This is a genomic window from Microcoleus sp. PH2017_12_PCY_D_A (assembly GCF_020738565.1).
Lineage (GTDB): Bacteria > Cyanobacteriota > Cyanobacteriia > Cyanobacteriales > Microcoleaceae > Microcoleus.
On sequence record NZ_JAEQCI010000049.1, the window covers coordinates 52835 to 75586 of the forward strand.

A 22752-nucleotide genomic window follows, 5' to 3' on the forward strand; every position below is an offset into this window, starting at 1 on the left:
ATTTAGCAGATCCCGGTAAGGACACAGCAATGCCGCGTCGTTACAGATATCGCGTAAAATCTAGCTGTTAGCGTGTTTAACCTGACGGATTAGCCCAATAGCCCGATCGATGATCGCACTTTACGTTCTCGACTTCCACTCCTCAACATCTTCATCCGCAATCAAGTACCGATAATGAGTCGAACCCTTAACAGTTACCCGAATCAAATTTTTCTTCTCCCTCTCACTCTCAATAGTCACCTTTCCAAACCCTGTTTCTTCCCAAGTTTCCGACAGAATGTCCTCGATTTTATCAAAAACCCGATCAATCGGATTCTCCCTACTTTCTCGCCCTGATGACATATCTGTTTCCACCTTCTGATTTGACTTGGGTTTACTATTGCTGCCGCCTGCTTTGTCAGCCCGATCGCCCGCAGCATCCTTTGACACAAACCCCATAGCTTTTTCCTCCCCAAATTTCAGCCTCTATAGGTATTTAGGAAAAAGCCTTCTGTTTTTACCAGAAAGAATTGGTTGAAAGCCCGCCCGTCGGAGCGGGAGAAATTAAAATCAGACTATTCATTACCCCAATCCTCTTCCTTCTAGGTAGAGGTCGCTCTCAAACTGTCAACTGTCAACTGTTGAAGCATATTGGCAAGTTTTGCAACAATAATTTACAGCATCGCCCCCAGCGCCATTCATACATAGTCAGGTACAATACGTGCGATCGCAATCAGTACGTCCGCCATTAGCAATTCCCAGTATTTGTATCGGAATTATCAAAACATATCTTATCTACCAGAAACTCCATACTTCCTACCTCTAAGGTCGATTTGAGACTAGAGATTTGAGACAAGAAATTTGAGATTTCCTTCACAGCCTCTACTAAATGCTTGAACCGAGCACTAAAAAAATTGCTTAACCATCGACAATAGAGATTTATACTTGTTTTTTGGACGGCACGTTAACATTGTGTCCCTCGCCATTTAAACTTGATCTAGCCTAACTATCCCAAGGAACACAAAAAAATAATGCGAATTTTATTTGTATCCGCCGAAGCAGCACCCCTAGCCAAAGTGGGCGGTATGGGCGATGTCGTCGGCGCTTTGCCTAAATTTCTGCGCCGCATGGGTCACGATGTCCGCATCTTCATGCCCTACTACGGCTTCGTCCCCGACAAAATGGACGTTCCCAAAAAACCTGTTTGGAATGGGGCGGCCATGTTCCAAAGCTTCTCCGTCTTTGAAACTCTTTTGCCGGGAACCGATGTACCTTTATACTTATTGCAACATCCATCTTTCTTACCACGCCGGGTTTACGGCGGCGTAGATGAAGATTGGCGGTTCACTTTCTTTGCCAATGCTGCCGCTGAATTTGCCTGGAATCACTGGAAACCACAAATTATGCACTGTCACGACTGGCATACGGGGATGATACCTGTTTGGATGAAGCAAGACCCCGATATCAGCACAGTTTTTACTATTCACAATTTAGCTTATCAAGGGCCGTGGCGCTGGCGTTTGGATCAGATGACTTGGTGCCCTTGGTATATGCAAGGTCACAATACAATGGCTGCGGCTGTACAGTTTGCCGATCGCGTAAATACAGTTTCGCCCACCTACGCCGAACAAATCAAAACCCCAGCCTATGGGGAAACTTTGGAAGGTTTGCTATCTTTCCTCGGCGGCAAAGTATCAGGTATTTTGAACGGAATTGATACAGAATCTTACAACCCAGAAACTGACAAGTACCTCCACCAACAATTCAGTGTTGATACTATTGACAAGCGCCCAGTTAACAAAATTGCGCTGCAAGAAGAAGTCGGTTTGGAAGTGAATAAAAATGCCCTGTTAATCGGCATGGTGACGCGGCTAGTAGAACAGAAGGGATTGGATTTGATCATTCAAATGCTCGATCGCTTCATGGCCTATACCGACGCTCAGTTTATTGTACTCGGAACGGGCGATCGCTACTACGAAACCCAACTCTGGCAAATGACAGCCCGCTATCCCGGTCGGATGTCCACCCAATTACTCTACAACGACGCCCTCTCCCGGCGCATTTACGCAGGCTGCGACACCTTCCTGATGCCCAGCCGTTTCGAGCCCTGCGGCATCAGCCAAATGCTCGCCCTCCGCTACGGCTGCGTTCCAATGGTGCGCCGCACCGGCGGTTTAGTCGATACAGTATCTCACAACGACCCGATTAATGATACTGGCACAGGTTACTGCTTCGATCGCTACGAGCCCCTCGACTTGTTCACCTGCATGATCCGAACATGGGAAGGCTTCCGCTACAAAGATAAGTGGAAAGAACTGCAAAAGCGCGGCATGAAAGAAGATTTTGGCTGGGATATTTCTGCCAAGAAATACATCAACTTGTACAGCGATATTTTGGGAATCTCACCAGACGAAATAGCACCGGAACCGGAACCAGAATTGAGCGTTGGCAAGGGTTAATTGGTAATTGCTACGGTACTATCCAAAAATTGGCTTTGCAACACTATTTGTAGCGGTAAGGTGCGCAGTGCGCACCCTACTTTCTTACCATCAGTAGCGGTAAGGTGCGCAGTGCGCACCCTACTTTCTTACCATCAGTAGCGGTAAGGTGCGCAGTGCGCACCCTACTTTCTTACCATCTCGCAATGACATCATATAAATTCGCACCTCGAACCTAAAAATTCATCCGTTAAATCCGTTACAGAATCCGTTGCCGAACTTCTCCTCAATTAATCAACAAACAAATCCAAAGGTAAATGACCGTAAGTCCCGCTAACTCCACCTTCCTCAGCCGATTGACACGACACTAAAACTCCCCGATAAGTTCCAGGATAGCCATCAACATAATAGGAACCCTTCAAAGTATTAAACTTAATATAAACAGAACCAGCAAAGGTCGAGACAGCATTTCGATCTAAAACAGCTTGATATCCCAAAGCCTTCAAATAACTTTCTAAAGCGAAAAAACCCTCATCCGTCGAAGCAGCGCACACTCCCAGCATTTGGTAATCCGACAAACTTGCTACCAGCAAAATCGCTTCGCGCAGCGCCTGTTTTTCCAGCGGCGACGCTACAGATTGCATATCCAGACAAGTAAAATCCTTGAGGATTTGCTGTGCTGCTTCAACAGTTAGGGTAGTCTGGTTTTGAGTAGACATGAATTGCTCTGATATTTCCCAAAAGTACGATCGACCTTCGGGTACCCGCCAACGGATTTTCTGCCATTGCAACCCTCGATCGACGGCCGTAACACTCGCGCCAGCCCCGATTATAGCGCATTGTGGGATGTCGGAATCATTTTGGGCGATCGGTCTACTGCACCGCAGACTCTACCGAGATTCCAAAGAAATATCAAAAAAAATGTCAAGTTAGCTGAATTTGCCGCTATTAATGGTAGAGGTGAAAAGCACGCAAATTGGTAAAGAAAGTATGAGATTCGAGCAATTGCTAGAAAACATAAAATTCCTGAAGATTTTTCTTTTAAGGCTGCTACACAAAGCCAAATGGATTTACTTATTGCTGATATTTGCGATCGCTATAGGTATTTCTGGCTGGACAGTAGAATCTAATTTCATCAGAATCCCTATAATCGGCTTTCACGATATTGTAGATACTCAAAATCCCGCAGAATTGCCACCGCAACGGCTTGCTTTTTCCATTGACTACACCAAACAAGATTTGTCAGTATTTTTAGAATATCTAATTAAAGAAAACTATTGGTTGTTATCATCTCAAGACTTGTACGTATACTTTATCGAAAAGTCACAGCCAATACCAGCTCAAAAAATTGGTCAAAAACCGATAATGATCGCCTTTGACGACGGGTATAAAGGGGTTCATGAAAATGCACTTCCAGTTTTAGAAAAACTGGCACTGGCTCACAACAAAAAAGGCAAATTTGTGTTATTTGTCAACCCGCACTTTTTAGGCGTTGACATGGGTAGAGATTTTTTACCGCACACTACTTGCAATGATTTAAGAGACGGATACAAAAAAGGTTTTTATGATGTTCAGTCTCACGGCTTTACTCACAAGAACTTAACTCAAATTAACGGACAAGAATTAGAATTTGAAATTGCTAAATCTAAGTTATAGTTGAGAAAATGTATGGGAGATTTAGACAAAAATAAAGTGATCGGCGCTCACATCGCCTATCCCTACGGCGCATCAGACTGGGAAGTAGAACAGATTTTGCCTAAATATCATTTAACAGGATTTTTGTACAACGATCGTTTATTTAGAGTCAACCGACTGGAAAATAACTACCGAATCTCTCGCATCACTGTCGATAAAAATACCTCGCCGAGAGCTTTAATTCGGATAGCGAAAAGAGCTTCTACTCTGAGAAAAAAAGACTAGCTTTAGGCACAAAATAAAACTTGTTTGTAGTAAGGACTTTAGTCCTTATTCACTATAGATAGGAGCCGGGAATCAACACCTTAATTACCGGTTTTTTTTTACCTGGATTAAAGGTGTTGATGCAGTATTTCGTAAAAAAACAGGTTTCTGAATCTTGGACAGCGAGAGAGATGACTGAAGTCTTCACTACAAACTTTAGCAGACCAATATTACCATTTATTGTTAATTATTTTAACCTGTTCGATAAATTCTGCACCTTTCTCAGGATTTACCATTGCTACAAAGTTAGCAAAACCTTGAATGGATGCTAAAACATCAGCCGAATCCCCCCACCGCTTCCCCTCCGGCCCGTCTTTCTCGATTTGAAATAAAGCAGCGCGGAAGCGTTTTAACACTTTCTTAGAAATACTGAGTTGTTCGTTAACAACAATTCCCGTAACTTCTTGTTGCCGATTTTTCCGCAAGATTCGAGTTTTTTCTTGATTAATTATAAATCCTTCATGGGCGACGATCGCCTCCGTGCGCCTGAGTACGTTACAAATGTTTTGCAAGCAGTCTCCCGATGCCGAAAATGTTAAATCATCGGCGTAGCGAGTGTAAACAAATCCCAATTCCTCAGCCATTTGAGTTAAGCGCTTATCTAGGCAGCGGCACAGCAAATTCGTAATAGCTGGACTTGCGGGAGAACCTTGGGGCAAATGGCGTTCTGTAACTGCGACAAAGTAGGTTTTGCCGTCTAATTCCAATTCTTCAATCTCCGGTTCCGTACACAGCAATCCGAAAATTGTGGCCGCAGCTTCAGAATAACCAAAAGATTGAAAAAGCCCCTTAACTCGCTTGTAAGAAATTGAGGGGAAAAAGTCTTTTAGGTCGAAGTTGATAATAACTTCCGCACCTACATGAGGTTGAGCGTTTGTGACAATTGAATGGTGCGATCGAAAACCGTGGGCGGCGCCGTGCAATTCGAGTTTTTCGAGAATGTTGGCAAGTATCCAGTGCTGTGCTTTTTTGAGGCGGGGCATCGGCGCGGAAATGTGTCTTTCTCCCCCAGTTTTTTTAGGTATTTTAAACCGGATGTAGTGGGAAACATGGGAGGTTTTGCGGGAAAAAACGAGAAACCGCAACTGTCCGATGCTGATGTCCATCGCCGCCGCTATTTCTGCTGCTGTATTGCAAAGCGGCAACTGATAGCTTTGCAGGCGTTCTTCGTTGCAGTTGGTGTTATTAAGTCCCCCCGATACACCGTCGCCGAGATAGCCAATTTCTTGCTGTTTTTTTTGCTGCCAATTTTCGGCGCGTTCTTGCCTTTCTCTTTCCCGGCGTTCCTTAGTTTCCTGCTGTTTGCGGCGCGATTCAGCAAGCCGCTGTTTCAGCATTTCCTTGCGGAGTGCTTGCTCGTTTTGCAGCCGCGAACTTTCCCGCCGCAGTTCGTCGAGTTCTCGCCGAATTTCCCCGATCCGGCGAATTTCGTCGGCCGGATCTTGGGGAATTTCGCCTTGTGCGGGCCAGAAACCGAGGCGGATCATTTCTTCGAGAATGAATTCTTGTTTGCTGGTAGAACGAATGCGATCGTACAATTCTTGGCGAGTGCGCGGCTGGTCAGTCATATCGATTTTAAATTCTGGATTTTAGATTTTAGATGGTGAGAGATTTGGGATTTGGGATTTGGGATTTGGGGTTGCGAGCGATAGTTTTGATCTATCTTTTCAAGTTTAGATCGGTCCGCGTTTTTTCAGCCTAGCTAGTGCATCTTCTGCTGCATTTTTTTCAGCATCTTTTTTACTTTTGCCTTTACCTTCTCCATAGAGTTTCTCTGCAACATACACTTTAGCGAGAAATTCCGGCGCGTGCGGCGGTGTTCCTTGTACCTGAACTGTCGCATATTTGGGCGGAGTTGTGTCGCCGTTGGTCTGCACCCACTCCTGAAAGCGGTTTTTCGAGTCTACAGTCGATCGAGTTTCCACCACATTTTCGGGAACCGAATCAAACAGTTTCCACACAAAACTGCGAACTTTGTCCATATCTTGCGTGTCGAGATAGTAAGCGCCAACGAAGGCTTCAAAAGTGCTGCTGAGCAAATTAGGATTAGTAATCCCACCTTCTCGCAAAGCTCCTTTCCCGAGTCGCATTTTTAAGTCTAAACTGATTTCGGTAGCAAATCTGGCTAATTGTTTTTCATCTACCAATGCAGAACGCCGGCGAGTAAGTTGGTCTTCTCCCATTTCGGGATGGCGCTGGTAGAGATATTCGCCGCTGAGAAAAGTCAGCAAAGCATCGCCTAGAAATTCTAAGCGTTCGTTGTCTTCTTCGCGGAATGTGGGGTTTTCGTTGACGTAGGAACGGTGGGTGAGCGCTTGGCGCAGCAGTTTGTCATTGTTGAATTCGGGAAGGGTCATTTGTATCTCTTTTGTGGGATTAGTTAATGGCATTGAAGTTTGGTAATTGTTATTTTGCTTTGAATTTAGTGTGGTTCTTTGGGCGGACATGAAAGAGCCGCAGATGGCGGTTGGTTTGGAGAATCTAGTTTATCAAATAAACAGGATTTTTGCTATCTGCGGTTAGGTTAATTTGAACGGATATTTTGCGTTTTTGCCGTTAGTCCGCCAGGGCGTTTTTGCCGTTAGTCCGCCAGGGCGTTTTTGCCGTTAGTCCGCCAGGGGTTTAAACCCCTGGCTCATAGCGAAAGTCCTCTAAAGAGGACTGAAGATTGTATTTTTTACGCTGTCTTCAGTCGGTTTTAACCGACTTTAGCTATTAGCCAGGGAATTAATTCCCTGGCGGGCCGTGCGACTTTATGCAGATATTTGGTCTGCTTCTATTACAAATAATTGCTGATCCTGCGATCGGATTTTTCCATCTTTCACAGCAGTTTCAACAAACTCGCTAAAGCGTGAAAATGTTTTTCCCTGATGTTTGCAGACAGAAGTTACTCCCTGATACTTGGGGAAAAGGTTACGCATTAGATTGCCAATGCAGCTAAACGATGTGCGCTGACCTTTTTTGGATGCTGTTTGAATCGCAGCAATCATACACTCGATCGCTTCGCTGTAAGTGAGATGAGGCGGACTATTTTCAATCTGCTGCTGAGTATTCGATGCTACCAAGCTAGACAATTCGTCTACATCATGAAAATTGTCCTCACCAACAAGGTTAATCACTTTTTGGCTGGTACTTTTGCGCCGTGCAAAAACGATGACTTTTTTACCCGCAGCAATCAAAATGGCGATTAAACCAGCAAAGTCCCTATCTCCTAATACCAGGATAACTATCTCAGGAGGAGTCTTAATTGCAAATAGTTTAGTACAACCAAACACCAATGCTTTGTCTGCACTATCTTCGCCTGGATCGGGGACATCAAGGCCTTGAAAACCCAGCTTTTCTAGGTTATCTTTGGCGATAACTTGATTTGGGGACTGCGAGTTATAGTAAAGTTTTCGCCAATTTAAACGCCCTTTTGATGTGGCAAAATCCAGCAGTAATTCAGCTTGCCATTGCTTTAAGGAGACGTTCTGAATATCCAAAAGTATAGCAACTCGCTGAGACTTGCTTGTTTGTTTGTCGGTGGTTCGATGAGTAGGATTCATTTTAGTACATCCAGATTTGTAAGTTTGCTTGACGGCGTTTAAATCACGCATCTGGCGCACAAGAAGCATTGAAGAGAGGATTTCCGTTTTGGAAATTCCCCAATCTAACAACTCTCTGGGCCAGTAACTTTTTTTAAGTGTTACTGGGGGGTGGGTCTAAAGTTGCAGAACCCGCAGGAGTTCTGGTTACGACCGATCGAGCAGTCAAGCGTGAGAATGGATACACAGCCAAACATTCAATTAAAAATCTGAAGGTTTAGCTCATTTTTTAACAAAATCTCTAGCTGTCCATCCAGTCTCACGATTGACGACTCGATCGGTCGTAACCAGAACTCCTGCGGCTGCAACAACATCCCACAGCTTTGCGCTTTTGGATGCCGATTTCTCAGCCTGCATTCAGCATAAGCACTAACCTGTATCGGTGTCAAGTAGTTTTTTGATTTAATTTATTTATGCTTTTATTACCAATAAAAAAATCGCGCGCCGCCACTGGTTGCCCCTTCGTAAACCCCCTAGGACTAGACTGCTCAACTCCAGCGGGGCCAGGTACTGTTGGTCGTTGGCTTCACAGAAGCCACACCGCAACACCAACAGTACCTGAAGCCCCGCACAGTCAAGAGCAGGCTAGTGATGCTTGTCTCGACTAAGCGCAAGGACGGCGATCCACCGCCCGGATTGCAAGGCTGTTTACCAATTTAAATGCGCGATTTATTAAGTTATTGACGCTGGTTATTGACACTGACGTGCGTGTTGCATTCGCAGCGCTAAAATGTGTTCGCAAGGGCCTTTGTACAGCTTGTTTTGCTGGTGCCAATTACAAGTACATTCTGCCTCAATCATACGCTCGTCTGCATCAATTGTCAAGTGCGGATTCAAAGTTTTTTCCCGGTCTGTGACACTGCCTCGCACAGTGAATGCGCCGGAAGAATCGCTGGTAAAATCCGTCACTTGTACCGCATTTTCACTCAAGAATCCAGTTGCTTTTGATTCTCTTTCGTTGGCAAATCTCAAACGTTCTAGCGGTAAAGGTTCTCGGCTCAATTCCCGCACTCGATAAACCTGTTTGTTCAAATCGTAAATTGCCCTTCCCGCTTGCGTGTAGGCACTCAATGCACCCAACACCGACGCCCGATTTAACTTCAGTCTTGTTGCCAAACTATCAGCAGTTTCTACCCAATTTTCTTTGAGCGCATCAAAGATTAATTGCTGCGTCCAAGCATCAACATCGGCGCGGGGTGCCATTAAATCAAAGTTGCCGGATTGCGACCAATCATTGGCACTCCATCCCGACAATCCTAGGGTAAATGACATATCGCCCAAATCGGCAACGTAAAAAGAAGGCATTCCCGTTCCTAACAGGTGAACTGTGAATTTGTTGGCGACGGGAATCAGTCTTTCGAGAATGTGAAGGCGGCGCCTTCCCCAAACGCGAATTTGTTGCTCTTGGGAACCAGTATAGATCGATCGCGCGCAAACAACTTCCGTACCCCAAGGATCGAAAATCACCCGCACCGGTTCCCCCGGCTTCAGGATGTAGCGCATACTGCGCGGGCCTTGCTTCTCCTTGTGGCGGCGCAGGATAAAACAAATATTGTGGATGTCCATCGGGTGCAAATCAAACCGTACCGCCGGCAAAGACATCGCCGAACTAACTTGCAAAAATCCTCTCACCCAACTGTCGGGTAAGTCAATTTTAACTTCTTTAAAAGTCTCCTCATTCACAGTCTGAACTTCAAAACCGGACGGATCTACTTGCAGGGAAGTTGTCTTGTAACTGCGGATTTTTTGAAATTCATCGTAAAGCGCGGCTGAGTAGTCGATGTTAGTCGTGCCGCAAGCAAATTCGCTGATATTTTTAAACACTTCGTAGCTGGCACCGAGGCGGCCGTAACTCGATTCATCTTGACTGAAACACTCGAAAAATACCTCGTCTGGATGCACTGTAATTACTGGATCGAGGACAAACCAAGCATCGCGGTCTTTTTGATAAAGGTAGTCGAAGTATTGCCTTTGGGCTTGATAAAAAGGTGCTAAGCGTTGGGAGTGACGTTGAGTTAAATCGTTTAACTCAGATTGCAATGGCTGAATTTTTTGGGCTAAGTTTTGTTGGCGGGAGGCGATGAGTTGCCAGTCGATTTCCTGCTGTTGGGCGGCCCATTCTTTATAGGCTGTTTTGTCTTTGGGTTTGAAGCGCATATCGGAAACGACGACATCGTGCAAGGCGCTAATTGCTTCGCGGAAGGCAACGTTTTGGCGCAATTCTCCGATAAAATAGGTGGGCGGACGTTTGGTGTCTGGGGAGAAGGACATTTGAGTATTGCCGCCGCTTTCTGTGACTCCGGTGCTGCCTTTGTAAGAGTAGTTGAATTCCATAATATTTGTTAGTATTTGATTGTGAGTTTTGAATGGCGATCGAATATTTCATACCGCCAGCAATGTTTTTCCAAATATCTGAGGTTCTGGCAGAGGTTTGCCATCTTCTACGCATGACTCAATCAAAAGTTCTAAAACTTCTCTAGCATTTTTGAGTGCTTCTTCATAGCTATTTCCGTGAGTGTGACAAAACTCTCCCCATTCTGGAAGGCTGACGACAAAACAGTCATCTGCGATCGACCATTGGATAATTACAGTATAGCGACTATTCACTGTTATTCTTCCTCCCGTTCTGTTTCTAGTTCCTGTACTTTTTTTATCGCATTAGCGGCGTCTTTTTCCTGGTAAGGTTTGGCATCATCTCCTTCTTTTCCCGATAGAGTTAAAGCACCTGGAATCAGGGGATGATACCATTTTGTATGGCTTCCCTTGCCTGAGCGGAAGGTAAATCCTGCTTTCAGCAGCATACTTTTTATTTCTCTAATTTTTTTTGGCATAATTTACTATCGCCCTTAACTATCCTAACAAATCACCGCCGAGACAAACGACTATTTTTATATAAAGAGAATTACGGTGCGTGACATCAGAGATTTTCTACACTGCGCCCAAATCTCATCAAAGTCACGCACCCTACAGCGAAAAATTTTTGATAGATAGACCAACCGCAGATTCAGGCAGATTAACACAGATTAACGCAGATAATTTGGACGATCGCATTAAGTCCTCACCTCAACCACAGGCTTTACCTGAATTGGCAAATCTATCTGAGGATAACTCCGGCGAATTTTCAGCATTGTCTCGATGGCGGCTGCTTTATCTCCCAGGGCGATCGTAGCAGACTGCCTGGTTAAAATATCCGCGACAATCCTCGCCGCCGCCTCACTCTTTTGTGCTTCCGCATCCAGAAAAGCAAAAACCCGCTTTTTCGCAACTCTCCCCTGATTCACCCGCGACAAAACGGCGACAAAAAATGGTGCCAATTCCCGAAGTCTCTCGGGATTGCTTGCAGCGTAACCCTCCAAATAATTCGTCGCAAACAACTGCATATCCGCTGACGGATGTTCGCTAAACTTCAGCAAATAATCTTGTCCGGACTCATCCTGAAAATAGCGAATCACCAAATCTCTGCCGAATTGCCGCACGTCTTCCCGAATGCTGTCGCACAGGCTAACCATGATTTCGGGAGTCCAATCTTCATCAGTCAATTCCGTGCGAAAAATCCTCGCTGCAAATTCCCGCGAATCATCCCACTTAGCCTCCAGCAGTCGCACGGCTGACAGCATTTCTTGAGAATTTGTGCGAATCGCATCTAGCTTTTGCAAAAACATTTGCCGCGCCGCTTCCCGCACGGATAAAATCTCGTGACTTGCCAGTTTAACTATCTCAATTGTATCAAAATCAGCCGCCCAATTCGCGCAATTTTCAACCATCACAAGTCCGCCTAATTCCTGCGCGACAGCAGACTTAGCTTTCAGCAGCAGCCAAGTCTTGTCCTTGTCCATCGCAGCCATCCACCCCGGAATATCTTCCCGCAGTAAATTCAGCAAATAACCGTGTACTCCTTCCTGTCTTTCCGGCATCACCAACACATCAATCAATTCGCCAGCAACCAGCGCTGCAAATTCTGGATATTCTGCCGCCAAACGCCGAATTACTGGTTTAATAGAATTGCGGATATCTGGCAAAGTATTGAGGGCAATTCCTACTATCAAAGTTCTCGGAGAATTTGTTAGCGATTCGTCAGGCAATTGACCGAATAACCTGATGCCAATTCCTCGAATTTGTTCGTAGGGCGATGCAATTAGGGATTCGATTAATTCAGGCGGCAAATCAGCGGCGGCGATTTCGTGATTCACCAAGATTCTCGCCCCCAATTCCTGAACTTCCGGCAGTGGGTGTCTCAGTAAATCGAGGACAACTCCCAATCCTATGTTCCGCAGTTGCGGCGTAAAGTTGAGCAGGAGCGTGTCGGCGATGTCTTTTGCTACAATTGAGGTATGAGTCGGAATGAATTCTGTTGGTTGAAATGTTAATAAATGGGCAATTAGTTTGCCAATTAGTACCCTGACTGTTGCAGACTCCAGAATTGATGAGTTGAGAAACCTGCGGGCAAATTGCCTGGTGTCTGCGTACAAACTGGTGACTAAACCAACTATTAGTTCTGTATCTGATAAAATGCGATCGCGCTGTTCGTCAATCCAGTCAAAAGCCTGGGTTCTTGCTGGCAAAAATATGCAGTTAACCAGCGCTACAATCACTTCGCGGTGGGCTAGATATCTGTGATATCCGTTTTCGACTGCCAAATTGAAACCCAATTCTGCTGTAACTTCGTAAGGTGCAGCAATAAGCTTGATTGCGGTGTCAGCATCTATCCCAGCCAAAAATTGCGGGCAAGCTTTCAGGGCTTTTACAGCGAAATGGTGAACCGGGCGGCAGTTGCTTTCTAACAATAATTGCAACAGCGCATCGGGATGTTGTTCCCAAAGTTCGGGAAAAGCTTCCTCTCGCGCTGAGGGTTCCGCATCTCCGGGTTTGTAACCTTCTTTGCAGCGCCACGCTGCGGAATTGTGCTTGTAAACATAGCGCGGGCTGTTTTCGTAGAGAATGCGATTAAAGGTTAAATAACCGGCAAAAACATCCCATGCAGCAGTGCCGGACTCAAATCGAGTCCAGTTAGATCGATTCCATTGATAATAAGTGCTCTGCAAAACTGCTTTGGCATCACTATCAACGTATTGCAGCAAAATGCTGACAGCCATTTTTACATAATCAGCATCCCCTGATTCACCTAATTGTTTGAGAGTCCGCCATACCCGCCGCAGCAAATACTCCCGAGTATTGCTGCTGTAGGCAATTCTGGCGTTGGGACTCTGCATTTCATTTAGTAATTTATTGGTTTTAACTTCTTTGTATTCGTTGGTTTTCTTGTTATATTTCCACTCAGAGTTACTCAAGTAAGCGTAATCATCGCCGGGAATACGAACGCCGAGGTAGTTGCGGCGGTACATGGCTTTTTCGTCTTCAAAGCGGCGGGCGAGAATGGCAAATACTTCGGCATCGCGACGGTATTCAGCCATTTTGAAGATGTGGCGAATTTGTTTGAAATAATTCGGTTTCAGCGGTGCGGTTTTTAGGATATCTAGTAAGACCGATCGCGCGCAACGACTATCAATCTGATAAAGTCTGTCTAGAACCGCAAAACGACTGCTATCTTCGCTGTCGAGATAAATTTTCAATGCGGCAGAAAATGCTTCAGTGTTGTCGTTTGCAACTAATTCGCGCAAGTGTGACGGCAACAATTCTATTATTTCAGCTTGCAAGTGCGATCGCCCATCCTCATCCGCCAACTTCAGCAATCCTTCAAAAGCAATTCTCCTCACAAACTCCGCAGTCGCAGGATTCCGATACAGCCGAGTCAGCGCCTCCACAGCGCCCCCGCCGCCGCACCAACCCAAACTCCAAGCAATACAGTAGTCTCGCAGCGGTTCTCCCGTGCCGATGAGAGCAATCAGTCCCGGCCCGGCTTCGGCAATTTTCAGTTCCCCAGCGCGCCAAATAGCCCGTTCCAGAGGCCATTTAGGATTGCCCCCGCCGGCGATGCGGTTCAAAATAGCTTGTTGGCGCGTCTGGGCGCGAGGAAGTTCTGGCGCGGGTGCGACATCAGCGCTGGCTGCTTCCTGATAGCCTTTCTTCACTTTTTCAGCGACTAGCTTGTCGAAAACTTTCTCTGCTTGGGCTAAGGGCACTGGTGTATCGGTTTTTGTGCCTTCCTTGAGATTTGCGCCGCGCCGTCCGTAGCGAAAGTTGACCGAGTAGAGGTTTTCGCCGGCCTGACACAAATCCACTTCGTATACTTTATCCGATCGACCGTCCTGAAAATAAAGAGCCGTCCGCTTAATCAGTTTCATTGCAGTTTGTCACCATCGCCCTTGCTTGTCGGGGCGAGTCCGCGTGCCCCATTCTAACATCCCGCAGACGATCTAGCGTGCAAACTCCCCCCTCTCCCCTCTCCCATTCTCCCCTCTCCCCCTAGGCCCCGATGAACCTATCGGGGCCATTTGAAAAATAAATGTAAAAATATGTTGCAATGTTTCTATTCTTGTGTTAAGTTTAGTTACATAAGGTTGAAATACAACGAGGTTTATGGTCATGGAAAACAAAGACGCAAAAGTAGGCTTCACCGAGTTCGCTGAAACCTGGAACGGCCGTTTGGCAATGCTGGGCTTCGTTATAGGCTTAGCTACCGAATTCCTCACCGGTCAAGGCATTCTCTCTCAAATCGGTTTGATGTAATCAGCTTAACTCCATACAATAGCTGTAATTTGTGGCGATCGACCCCTTTACAAGTGCGATCGCCCGCCCGCTAATAAGTCCCTTCACTCACAGTGAAGGGACTTTTGCATTTTTTATTAAAAAGTTAAACCGATGGCACAATCAAAAAACTTTTTCGTCTCAATATTTATCGTCAGTCAAAATCCAGCTTTCCTAAGCACCTACTGAATCCAAAATTCTCACTTTAGGAGTCAAAGCCGGAAGCTTCACCAAGCCGTCCCGTTTGTGAGTCCGGAGGTTGTTACTTAAAATCATCTCCGACAGATCCGGCATTTCCTGCCAGCAGCGGGAGCAGAACCAATAAACGCGATTGTGGCGAGCGTGGCGTAACAATTGAGAGGAGCAACAAGGGCAACTATTCATGATATTTTAAACCTTCTTTAAGATATGGATCGATAACCAATTCATTACAGAGATTGATGAATGCCGCTGCATCTCAACTCCAGACACAACAATACAAAAGCTCTTTTCACTCCAAACTTTGAGCGTCTGACAAGTAGCGCTTTTGGAGGCCCAACAGCAACACCACAATCAGAACCTGAACGCTCCAAGGGGCCCAAGAGAAACCCCAAATAAAACAACCCAGTCCGGCGAAAGCCACAAGGACAAAAATATCTTGAGAGGTTTGCCAGTAAATCCAGACGGCCGCCAGAGAAACTATCAGTAGCAAAATGTAAGCTGAGGGCATAGTCGTCTTCTCCCAAGGTTTCGGCCAACAGTCAGGATCGATCCCTGACGATGTGCTTAAATTAAAACTTAAACCTGAAGAACTTATGAAGATAAGCAAGTTGTTACAAAAAAAAATATAATTCTGCCCGATTATATTCAGCATAAAAACCGAGCAGAAATAATTTTTTTTTGTTATAGATTTCACAAATTTCAAGGCGCGCGATCCTCTTCGAGGGCTGCGCTAACGACCTATGCTTCCTGCCAGCCCAGAGCTTGGGCCACCTGAGCCGCCAAAGACATCGGTTCAAAAGGCTTCGCAATCACACTCACGACTCCCAAATCCGCGAACATCCGCCTGTCGCTAGCGAGAGCCTTAGCGGTCAATAAAATGACCGGAATGTGCTGCGTAGCATGATTAGCTTGTAGCTGTTGAAAAGTAGTAGGCCCGTCTTGGTCGGGCATCATCACGTCCAAGAGAATAGCATCAGGCTGTTCGGCAAGAGCCTTAGCCACACCCTCGCGGCCAGAACTTGCGGTCAGGACTTCCCAGCCCCCCACCACCTCAAGACTGACTTGAGCCACTTCCCGAATATCTTCCGCATCGTCAATCACCAAAATGCGTTTGGCCGTCAAAATTAACATCTTTTTTAGCAATGAGAACTGATCCCAGACTAGAGGCGAAATGTGAATATTTTGTAAAGCAAACTGTTTTGCCCGATCGGACTTTACACTAAATTTTCAAAACTGTACAGAAGAAGTCATCAGTCATCAGTCATCAGTCATCAGTCATCAGTCATCAGTCATCAGTCATCGGTCATCGGTCATCGGTCATCGGTCATCGGTCATCGGTCATCGGTCATCGGTCATCAGGAAGAAGGAAAGCTTTCCTTCTTGCTCGCGAGAGAAGCAATCTACCGCAAGGGTTTCAGCAATTAAGAACGTCCTAACCGCCTTGGCCATCGCGAGCGGAGTCCCCAAAAATCCGCTTTTCGACCTCACATCGCGATTTTTGCTTTTTTCTGCCTGTAGAGCCCTCTTTGGCAAAAATTACAGTCCCGGACTCACTCGCGACTCCTCGAAACGGTTTTTTTTTAGGGTTTCAGCAGGCTGCAACGAAGTATTTAGGTAAAAAAGCCGGTTTCTGCATCCATGAGGGATTGAAAATTTTTGCATTAATATCTTTTCATGACTAATGCAGAATGCAATCTACCTATTGGCGAATATCGTCTGTCTAATACATATATAGCCTTTCTCAGAAAGATGAGGTATGGCTGACAGCTTATATAACCACTAAACCAAGAGGGCCCAAGCCCAACTACGTCCGCGAACCTTTCTGAGAAGTGCTATAGCAGTTCTCAAAAAAGTCAGGTATGCCCCATGCCCTATGCCCCATTCCCCATTCCCCATGCCCTATGCCCTATGCCCTCCCTTAACTTTCTCCCTCCCCCATAACTGGCAGACTTAAGAAAAAAGTGCTGCCCTCCCCCAAAACGCTCTCCACCCAAATCCGGCCCCCGTGCTGCTGCACGATACTGCGACAAATAGCCAGCCCTAAACCAGTTCCTTCCTTTTGGCGACAATCAGAAGCATCAACCTGTTGAAAGCGCTCAAAGACCATCTCTAGCTTGTCCGCCGGAATGCCCCGCCCTTGGTCTTTAACAGCAATCAGGATTGACGAACTCACCCTTAGGTGCGGATTGGCGACAGGCGATTGAGACAACAAAGGCACAGACGAGACCGAATTCAACCCAGCTTTTTCTGCCAAATCCCGATTGTCGATCGACTCCCCGCTCAGCCAAATCGTAGCACCTGCGGGGGAAAATTTTATAGCATTGCTGAGCAAATTTGTCAATGCCTGAATTAGCCGATCGGGAACAGCGAGCAATTGCGCCCCCACAGGCCTCACAGACAGAGTAACTCCCGCCTGCCGGGCCATTCCCTGCATCTCGTCAGCCGCCTGCAACATCAGATCCGCGATATTGCAAGTTTGTTTGATGGCAGTGCTGTAACTCGACTCCATGCGCTCTAAATCCAGGATGTCGTTGATCAAGCGCACCAAGCGGTCAGTGTTAGCTATGGCAATCTCCAGCATCCGCTTGGCTTTCTGGGGGTGAGCCTCAAGCAGGCCGCTGTTGAGGAGGCCGAGGGCCCCGTGAATTGAAGTCATGGGCGTCCGCAGTTCGTGGCTGACAACAGAGATGAATTCATCTTTCATGCGCTCGATCGCCAGCCGATCGGTGATATCTTTAAAAGTCACCACAGCGCCAATAATTTCGCCTCGTTCTCGCATCGGAGCGACAACGTACTCAACTGGAAAACTGCTGCCGTCTCCCCGCCAAAAAACCTCATCGGTGACGCGCCGCACCTCTCCATCTTCCAAGGTGGCTAAAATTTGAGAACTTAGCCGCAACGGCTGTTTTCCTGTCGCCTGGGCGTTGCTGTTTGTGGCAAGTTGAGAGCCGGAATTGATGTCTGTTGCAGGTGAAATTTGCTCGATCGCCTGTGAGCATTCTCCCTGCGAACGGTTTATGGTTTCATAGAGCGGTCGATCGATCAATTGCTTCGATTCGCACTCCGCCATTCTCACCGCCGCCGGATTGACAAAAGTTACTTTTCCCTGTTTGTTCAACCCGCAAATTCCTTCTCCTGCGGAGAACAAAATCATTTCTGTTTGGTGGCGGAGTTGTTCGAGAGCTTTTTCAACTCGCTTGCTATCGGTGATGTCGCGAGCGATTGTCGAAACGCCCGTTACCGCTCCTGTGGCGTCTTTAATCGGAGAAATCGTCAGAGACACATCTATCTGTTCGCCGTCTTTCCGCAAGTGTACGGTTTCGTAATGGTCGATGGTGGCTCCAGCCCGAATATTTTCCAGAATTTGGGAAATTTCCTTGGGGCGTTCGGGAATTGCTAAAATCTCGATCGACTGCCCCTTGATTTCCTGCGCGCAGTAGCCGTAAATCTTCTCGGCTCCAGCGTTCCAGCTTTGAATTGTCCCGGCGAGGGTTTTGCCGATGATGCCGTCGTCGGAAGACTCGACAATCGAAGCTAAGCGCACGAGTTCGTCTCTAGCTTGCTTGTATTCGCTTATGTCGCGGCCCAAAATCACCATACTTTTGCGTCTGCCGTCGGGGTGAAATACGGGTACTTTAATTACGTCGTAGATTTTCAAAGTACCGTTCGATCGGGGAATCATTTCTTCTCCCCTAGCAAGCGTACCTTTTTCCCACGCTGCTCGATCGCTCACCTCGCACGCCTGCAGGGCCTCCCGGTAAAAACTGCTGAGTTCTCCTAGCTGAGAATCTGTCAAGCCCCGGTAGTTATCTGCTGATAGCTCGAAGACTTCCAATATCGCTTGATTTGCCTCCTGCCACCTGCCCTCGCCATCTTTGAAGCAGACAATATCTGGCATGGCATTCATCAGCGATTTGAGATAGGAGTTTTCTGCCAGTGCAGCTTCTACCTCGGCCCGCTTGGCGATTTCCCGTTGCAAATTTTCGTTTGCCGTTTGCAGCGAGTCGATTGACAAATTTTCTGTAAAAGTGCGTTCTTTAATTACTTGTTGAAGTCTGTGGAGTTCTAGCGATAGCTGCCTGCGAGCTAACAAATTTTCTACGCGCAAGTGCAGTTGCGTGGCATCTACGGGACTTACTATCAAATCATCAATTCTGCCTTCAAGTTGTTTGGCACTCAGCGAAAACGGCTGCTCGGAAAGAGTCGGCGTTTGGGATTTTATCAATAGCAAAAACGGTAAAAAAATAGGCTCCGCCGCAGTTTTCAATGTTTCAACCATCGGCCCGATGCGCTCGAAGTTTGCCTCGTCGAGAATGCACAAGTCAAAACCTATTTGGAGAATGGGAAATTCGGAGTTGGGTTCTGAAGTCCGATCGAGTACGATCGCCTCATGCTCGGTGTTGAGGTGTGCGATCGGCAAATCTTGTTGGTGGCGATCGATCAAAAGCAAAATTCGGCTCATTAGTGTGATGATTTCCCAATGACTAATGATTTGATGTCCGGTAAATTCACCCATTATCAGGTTTTTAGCGAGGACTTCAGTCCTCAAAAAACCGAGGACTGAAGTCCTGACTACGAACCAATTTTAGAGCAGGTTTGTAGTGAGGACTTCAGTCCTCAAAAAACAAAGGACTGAAGTCCTGACTACGAACCAATTGTATAGTAGGTTTGTAGCGAGGACTTCAATCCTCAAAAAACAAAGGACTGAAGTCCTGACTACGAACCAATTGTATAGCAGGTTTGTAGTGAGGACTTCAGTCCTCAAAAAACAAAGGACTGAAGTCCTGACTACAAACCAATTGTATAGCAGGTTTGTAGTGAGGACTTCAGTCCTCAAAAAACAAAGGACTGAAGTCCTGACTACAAACCAATTTTAGAGCGGTCGATCGCACAGCACTTCGAGACGAATGACTGTTGACTAATGACTGTTGACTAATGACTAATGACTAATGACTAATGACTAATGACTGATGACTGATGACTGATGACTCTTTAAGGCATTCCGATCGCAATCAAAGAATCGAACGGCATACAGCTAGAGTAGCGCTCCCCCGACGATAAAACCGCAATCAGCCTCATTTGCCAGTCGGGCATAATGTGCAAATCCGCCCAGGGCACTGCTACCTCCAAACATTTATCCAGTCCCACTTGAGCGCGACTGATGCGGGGCTGCCACTCATCGCGCTCTCCTGCTTCCTGAAACCAAATCGATTTCGTCAGCAAATTAATCTCTAACTGATGGTGGAAGCGATAGTTGATGGGTGCTTCGTCGGGTACACCTGACAGCGGAATCAGACTGTTGTGCATGGTGCGATCGGGATAATACCAAAACAAATTTAACTCGGGCGGGCAATCAATACCCGGCCGCACCCCAGCATTGAAGTCGGCGCGAAGGTAAAAATTCAAGTGATCCACACCGTACCAAAGCCGCTGAATTGCCGAACTCCGGTGCATTGTACCCCTTGCTCCCCCAACTTCAATCCGGCCGGCTTTATCCCAATCCTGTTCGTTGCCGATACCGTCGATAATCGGGTGAATAAAGCTCAGCGGTTGGTGGTCGCCTTGAACCTCGTGTGCCTCTACTTGTTGCAGCACGGAGGGGGGTACAGGCTCGCCCAGAGCTTCGTAGATTGCTGCTACGTGTTCGCGGAATAATCGATCGAACATAGCATCTTGATTGGACGTGTGGCCTTCGCCAAACCACCAGAACCAGTCAGAACCTTCCGCCGCATAAAGCGCTTCCCAAGCTTCGGGATTGCTTTCTTCTGTGGCTTCTGGATGGTTAGCCAGCATTTGTCTGGCTGGCTCTAACAAATCCCAAGCGCGGTTTTTCGCCGGATCGCCGATCCAAGTTGTCAGGGAACCGTCTACCCAGGAACCGGTGTGCAGTTGGGCCGCGGGTATTGTTGCGGTGGCTGGGAATTGATCGAGAAATTCCGAGACTGTGACTAATTTGATATCTGGATTCAGGCTGAGAGTTTCATAGAGGGATTCTAAGAAGGGTTTGCCGTCTTGGGGATAGAATTCCCAGCAATTTTCGCCGTCAAGGGCGATCGTCACCAACCACGGATTTTCTAAAGATGTTTGGCCGTCAGGTTGTCGGTGTTTGAGAGTTCTGCCGATCGCCTCCAAGTGTCCCACCAAATCCGACGCAGCCTTCTTAGGTTCCATCGAACCGTAGGTAAAACCAATCAAATCAGACAATCGGTGGTCTCTAAATACGATCGCCAAATCACCATCAGGAGTTTCTAAACGGTAAGGGCGATACAACAATTCTGGTTCGCAAACATTCCCCGCCCCATCGCGGTGAAAAAAGTGTTTAATTGTCCACCCCAATACCGCCTCATCCGAGACAATCCATTTAAACCCTTGCTTAGCAATGTAGGGCAAAATTTCCGGGCTAACTGCCTGTTCCGACGGCCACAAACCCCGCGGTTTGCAATCAAATCTGTCTTCATACATATCCCAAGATTTTCTCAAATGTCTCGGAATATCTTCAGCCCACTGGAACCTGTGTTCTGGCAGAGTCATGTTAGGAATCGCTATGCGGCCGCCGTTGGTGTCAGCAAGCAGCGGCAAAATCGGGTGAGTGTAGGGGGTTGTAGACACTTCCAACTGTCCCTGGGCTTGCATTTTACGGTGCTGGGGAATGATTCTGGCGAGGATTTCCTTTTGTTTTGAATAGATCTTTTTTCGGTCTGCCAGATTGAAATTTTGTCCTTGTTTCAGCCAGCCTGCAATCTCGGGGTCATCCCAAAACAGCGGATCGATCCAAGCTAAATTGTGCCACGCCAGCAAGTCACCAAAATCCTGCACTTTCCAGTTTGCCAAGCACCACTGAATGCCTTTTTCCTGCCGCTGAGTGTAGAGTTGAGCGTACCGGGGATGGGGCTGAATCAGGGTGTGGTAGTTGGCATCAAAGAAGTGTTCTAAAATGAACTCTTGTTCTGCGATGTTTAAAGTTTCTGCTGGCTTGAGAGTTACCGCCAAGTAAGGGTCTATTGCTCTGTCGGCGATGCAGTCTTCTAGCTGCAAAATCAAGGACGGAACCAGGTTTACTGTTTGATGCAGTTTCGGGTATTTTTCCAGAATCAGCACTAAATCCAAGTAGTCTTTGACTCCGTGCAAGCGCACCCAAGGCAGTCGATACTCGGATGCTCCGGCGCTAGTGAACGATCTTGATTTGTAGAGGGGTTGGTGTTGGTGCCAAATGAAGGCGACGTACAGAGGGTGTGACATTGGTAATGAGTAATTATTAATGAGGTAGTTACGTCTTGTGCAACTTTGAGATCAATTCCACTTTCTTCCATAACATAAAGTTTATGATGTTTTTGTTAAGTACAGTGGAACTATGTTTAGACACAGTAGTTTTCTTAGCAGCACTGTTGAGGTCGAAAGTCGAGAAATCTCCCATTAATGGCTCAATACATAGGCGACCGTTTTCTGTGTTAGCAGGCACGCTGCTAAAAGCAACTAGATACCACAACTTCGCTCAAAAGCCCGCTCTTTCGGTTTCTCTGACGATAAATTTATTATGCGATGGCTTTCGGCTAATTGTTGCGCTTTCTTTGGACTAGGATGGGAGTATGGGTGGCATTTTCCACGGCACGATTGTTGGGAACTATAGCACTGTAAATTACTCCTTTGCGAAATATTCGCCGACCCTTGGGTTTTCGGGAAAAAGGTAATGAAAGAAAAAAGTAATCAGGAACAAGCTTGCGATTCAAAAGCTGGTGCCTTGTCCATTACCGATTACCCATTACCAGACATACCTCACTCGGGAGCGAGACTCGGCAAGTGCGATCGCACTTGCCCTGAATGACCTGAGCTTCTACGCTGCTATTAGCTAGGGCTTGCTGAAAAAGTCAGAAAACAGCATTTAGAAAGATGAGTGAATTTGAGCTGGCATCGGCAATATAAGTTTTGTCAATCTTGTGATGGCAAAA

The 22752-nt window shown here is 46.6% G+C and carries 19 protein-coding genes; 6 read left to right on the plus strand and 13 right to left on the minus strand.

Going from position 1 to position 22752, the window contains the following annotated elements:
• Positions 1–120 precede the first annotated feature (120 nt).
• The gene (locus JGK39_RS15995; protein WP_293296822.1) at positions 121–438 is read right to left on the minus strand and encodes a hypothetical protein; all 318 of its coding nucleotides are present in this window, start codon (positions 436–438) and stop codon (positions 121–123) included.
• Between the two features lie 572 nt (positions 439–1010).
• Between JGK39_RS15995 and glgA the strand changes: the two genes are divergently transcribed.
• Positions 1011–2438 carry a glycogen synthase GlgA gene (gene glgA / locus JGK39_RS16000; protein ID WP_293296824.1) on the plus strand — a complete coding sequence of 476 codons (1428 nt, stop codon included), beginning with the start codon at positions 1011–1013 and terminating at the stop codon, positions 2436–2438.
• A 269-nt stretch (positions 2439–2707) separates the two neighbouring features.
• On the opposite strand, the gene JGK39_RS16005 is transcribed toward glgA, so the two are convergent.
• The gene (locus tag JGK39_RS16005; protein ID WP_293296826.1) at positions 2708–3136 is read right to left on the minus strand and encodes a DUF1824 family protein; all 429 of its coding nucleotides are present in this window, start codon (positions 3134–3136) and stop codon (positions 2708–2710) included.
• A 66-nt stretch (positions 3137–3202) separates the two neighbouring features.
• Between JGK39_RS16005 and JGK39_RS16010 the strand changes: the two genes are divergently transcribed.
• From JGK39_RS16010 to JGK39_RS16020, 3 genes are read left to right on the plus strand one after another with little or no spacing between them, the layout of a single operon-like run.
• The gene (locus JGK39_RS16010; protein ID WP_293296828.1) at positions 3203–3400 is read left to right on the plus strand and encodes a hypothetical protein; all 198 of its coding nucleotides are present in this window, start codon (positions 3203–3205) and stop codon (positions 3398–3400) included.
• Between the two features lie 7 nt (positions 3401–3407).
• Positions 3408–4073 carry a polysaccharide deacetylase family protein gene (locus JGK39_RS16015; protein WP_293296830.1) on the plus strand — a complete coding sequence of 222 codons (666 nt, stop codon included), beginning with the start codon at positions 3408–3410 and terminating at the stop codon, positions 4071–4073.
• A 12-nt stretch (positions 4074–4085) separates the two neighbouring features.
• Positions 4086–4337 carry a hypothetical protein gene (locus JGK39_RS16020; RefSeq protein WP_293296832.1) on the plus strand — a complete coding sequence of 84 codons (252 nt, stop codon included), beginning with the start codon at positions 4086–4088 and terminating at the stop codon, positions 4335–4337.
• A 209-nt stretch (positions 4338–4546) separates the two neighbouring features.
• On the opposite strand, the gene JGK39_RS16025 is transcribed toward JGK39_RS16020, so the two are convergent.
• The 7 genes from JGK39_RS16025 to JGK39_RS16055 all read right to left on the minus strand — a co-directional run bounded on the left by JGK39_RS16025 (position 4547) and on the right by JGK39_RS16055 (position 14202).
• Complete coding sequence (locus JGK39_RS16025; protein WP_293296834.1) at positions 4547–5944, minus strand: reverse transcriptase family protein; 1398 nt, start codon at positions 5942–5944, stop codon at positions 4547–4549.
• 105 nt (positions 5945–6049) lie between these two features.
• Positions 6050–6733: a ribonuclease III gene (rnc, locus tag JGK39_RS16030; RefSeq protein ID WP_293296836.1), complete on the minus strand. Its 684-nt coding sequence runs from the start codon at positions 6731–6733 to the stop codon at positions 6050–6052.
• 396 nt (positions 6734–7129) lie between these two features.
• Positions 7130–7990, minus strand: coding sequence for an NYN domain-containing protein (locus tag JGK39_RS16035; protein ID WP_293246586.1), 861 nt, complete (start codon positions 7988–7990; stop codon positions 7130–7132).
• Positions 7991–8650: 660 nt separating this feature from the next.
• Positions 8651–10294, minus strand: coding sequence for an SWIM zinc finger family protein (locus JGK39_RS16040; protein ID WP_293246583.1), 1644 nt, complete (start codon positions 10292–10294; stop codon positions 8651–8653).
• Between the two features lie 48 nt (positions 10295–10342).
• Positions 10343–10567: a type II toxin-antitoxin system HicB family antitoxin gene (locus tag JGK39_RS16045; protein WP_293246580.1), complete on the minus strand. Its 225-nt coding sequence runs from the start codon at positions 10565–10567 to the stop codon at positions 10343–10345.
• 2 nt (positions 10568–10569) lie between these two features.
• Complete coding sequence (locus tag JGK39_RS16050; protein ID WP_293246577.1) at positions 10570–10791, minus strand: type II toxin-antitoxin system HicA family toxin; 222 nt, start codon at positions 10789–10791, stop codon at positions 10570–10572.
• Between the two features lie 219 nt (positions 10792–11010).
• Positions 11011–14202 carry a WGR domain-containing protein gene (locus tag JGK39_RS16055; RefSeq protein ID WP_293246574.1) on the minus strand — a complete coding sequence of 1064 codons (3192 nt, stop codon included), beginning with the start codon at positions 14200–14202 and terminating at the stop codon, positions 11011–11013.
• Between the two features lie 241 nt (positions 14203–14443).
• Between JGK39_RS16055 and JGK39_RS16060 the strand changes: the two genes are divergently transcribed.
• A complete protein-coding gene (locus JGK39_RS16060; RefSeq protein WP_015176459.1) occupies positions 14444–14587 on the plus strand; it encodes a chlorophyll a/b-binding protein in 144 nt (47 codons plus the stop codon).
• 508 nt (positions 14588–15095) lie between these two features.
• On the opposite strand, the gene JGK39_RS16065 is transcribed toward JGK39_RS16060, so the two are convergent.
• The 4 genes from JGK39_RS16065 to JGK39_RS16080 all read right to left on the minus strand — a co-directional run bounded on the left by JGK39_RS16065 (position 15096) and on the right by JGK39_RS16080 (position 22045).
• Positions 15096–15314: a hypothetical protein gene (locus JGK39_RS16065; protein ID WP_293246548.1), complete on the minus strand. Its 219-nt coding sequence runs from the start codon at positions 15312–15314 to the stop codon at positions 15096–15098.
• A 230-nt stretch (positions 15315–15544) separates the two neighbouring features.
• Positions 15545–15937, minus strand: coding sequence for a response regulator (locus tag JGK39_RS16070; RefSeq protein WP_293246545.1), 393 nt, complete (start codon positions 15935–15937; stop codon positions 15545–15547).
• A gap of 787 nt (positions 15938–16724) precedes the next feature.
• A complete protein-coding gene (locus tag JGK39_RS16075) occupies positions 16725–19268 on the minus strand; it encodes a PAS domain S-box protein (RefSeq protein WP_293246542.1) in 2544 nt (847 codons plus the stop codon).
• Positions 19269–19798: 530 nt separating this feature from the next.
• Entirely contained in the window at positions 19799–22045 is a 2247-nt protein-coding gene (locus tag JGK39_RS16080) for a glycoside hydrolase (protein WP_293246539.1), read from the minus strand.
• Between the two features lie 448 nt (positions 22046–22493).
• Between JGK39_RS16080 and JGK39_RS16085 the strand changes: the two genes are divergently transcribed.
• A complete protein-coding gene (locus JGK39_RS16085; protein ID WP_293296838.1) occupies positions 22494–22628 on the plus strand; it encodes a hypothetical protein in 135 nt (44 codons plus the stop codon).
• The last annotated feature ends 124 nt before the right edge of the window (positions 22629–22752 follow it).

Excerpts from the sequence above, each read along its gene's own strand:
- JGK39_RS15995 (WP_293296822.1), bottom strand. The coding sequence starts at position 438 with ATGGGGTTTGTGTCAAAGGATGCTGCGGGCGATCGGGCTGACAAAGCA.
- glgA (WP_293296824.1), top strand. The coding sequence starts at position 1,011 with ATGCGAATTTTATTTGTATCCGCCGAAGCAGCACCCCTAGCCAAAGTG.
- JGK39_RS16005 (WP_293296826.1), bottom strand. The coding sequence starts at position 3,136 with ATGTCTACTCAAAACCAGACTACCCTAACTGTTGAAGCAGCACAGCAA.
- JGK39_RS16015 (WP_293296830.1), top strand. The coding sequence starts at position 3,408 with ATGAGATTCGAGCAATTGCTAGAAAACATAAAATTCCTGAAGATTTTT.
- JGK39_RS16020 (WP_293296832.1), top strand. The coding sequence starts at position 4,086 with ATGGGAGATTTAGACAAAAATAAAGTGATCGGCGCTCACATCGCCTAT.
- JGK39_RS16025 (WP_293296834.1), bottom strand. The coding sequence starts at position 5,944 with ATGACTGACCAGCCGCGCACTCGCCAAGAATTGTACGATCGCATTCGT.
- rnc (WP_293296836.1), bottom strand. The coding sequence starts at position 6,733 with ATGACCCTTCCCGAATTCAACAATGACAAACTGCTGCGCCAAGCGCTC.
- JGK39_RS16035 (WP_293246586.1), bottom strand. The coding sequence starts at position 7,990 with ATGCTTCTTGTGCGCCAGATGCGTGATTTAAACGCCGTCAAGCAAACT.
- JGK39_RS16040 (WP_293246583.1), bottom strand. The coding sequence starts at position 10,294 with ATGGAATTCAACTACTCTTACAAAGGCAGCACCGGAGTCACAGAAAGC.
- JGK39_RS16050 (WP_293246577.1), bottom strand. The coding sequence starts at position 10,791 with ATGCCAAAAAAAATTAGAGAAATAAAAAGTATGCTGCTGAAAGCAGGA.
- JGK39_RS16055 (WP_293246574.1), bottom strand. The coding sequence starts at position 14,202 with ATGAAACTGATTAAGCGGACGGCTCTTTATTTTCAGGACGGTCGATCG.
- JGK39_RS16060 (WP_015176459.1), top strand. The coding sequence starts at position 14,444 with ATGGAAAACAAAGACGCAAAAGTAGGCTTCACCGAGTTCGCTGAAACC.
- JGK39_RS16065 (WP_293246548.1), bottom strand. The coding sequence starts at position 15,314 with ATGCCCTCAGCTTACATTTTGCTACTGATAGTTTCTCTGGCGGCCGTC.
- JGK39_RS16070 (WP_293246545.1), bottom strand. The coding sequence starts at position 15,937 with ATGTTAATTTTGACGGCCAAACGCATTTTGGTGATTGACGATGCGGAA.
- JGK39_RS16075 (WP_293246542.1), bottom strand. The coding sequence starts at position 19,268 with ATGAGCCGAATTTTGCTTTTGATCGATCGCCACCAACAAGATTTGCCG.
- JGK39_RS16080 (WP_293246539.1), bottom strand. The coding sequence starts at position 22,045 with ATGTCACACCCTCTGTACGTCGCCTTCATTTGGCACCAACACCAACCC.
- JGK39_RS16085 (WP_293296838.1), top strand. The coding sequence starts at position 22,494 with ATGAAAGAAAAAAGTAATCAGGAACAAGCTTGCGATTCAAAAGCTGGT.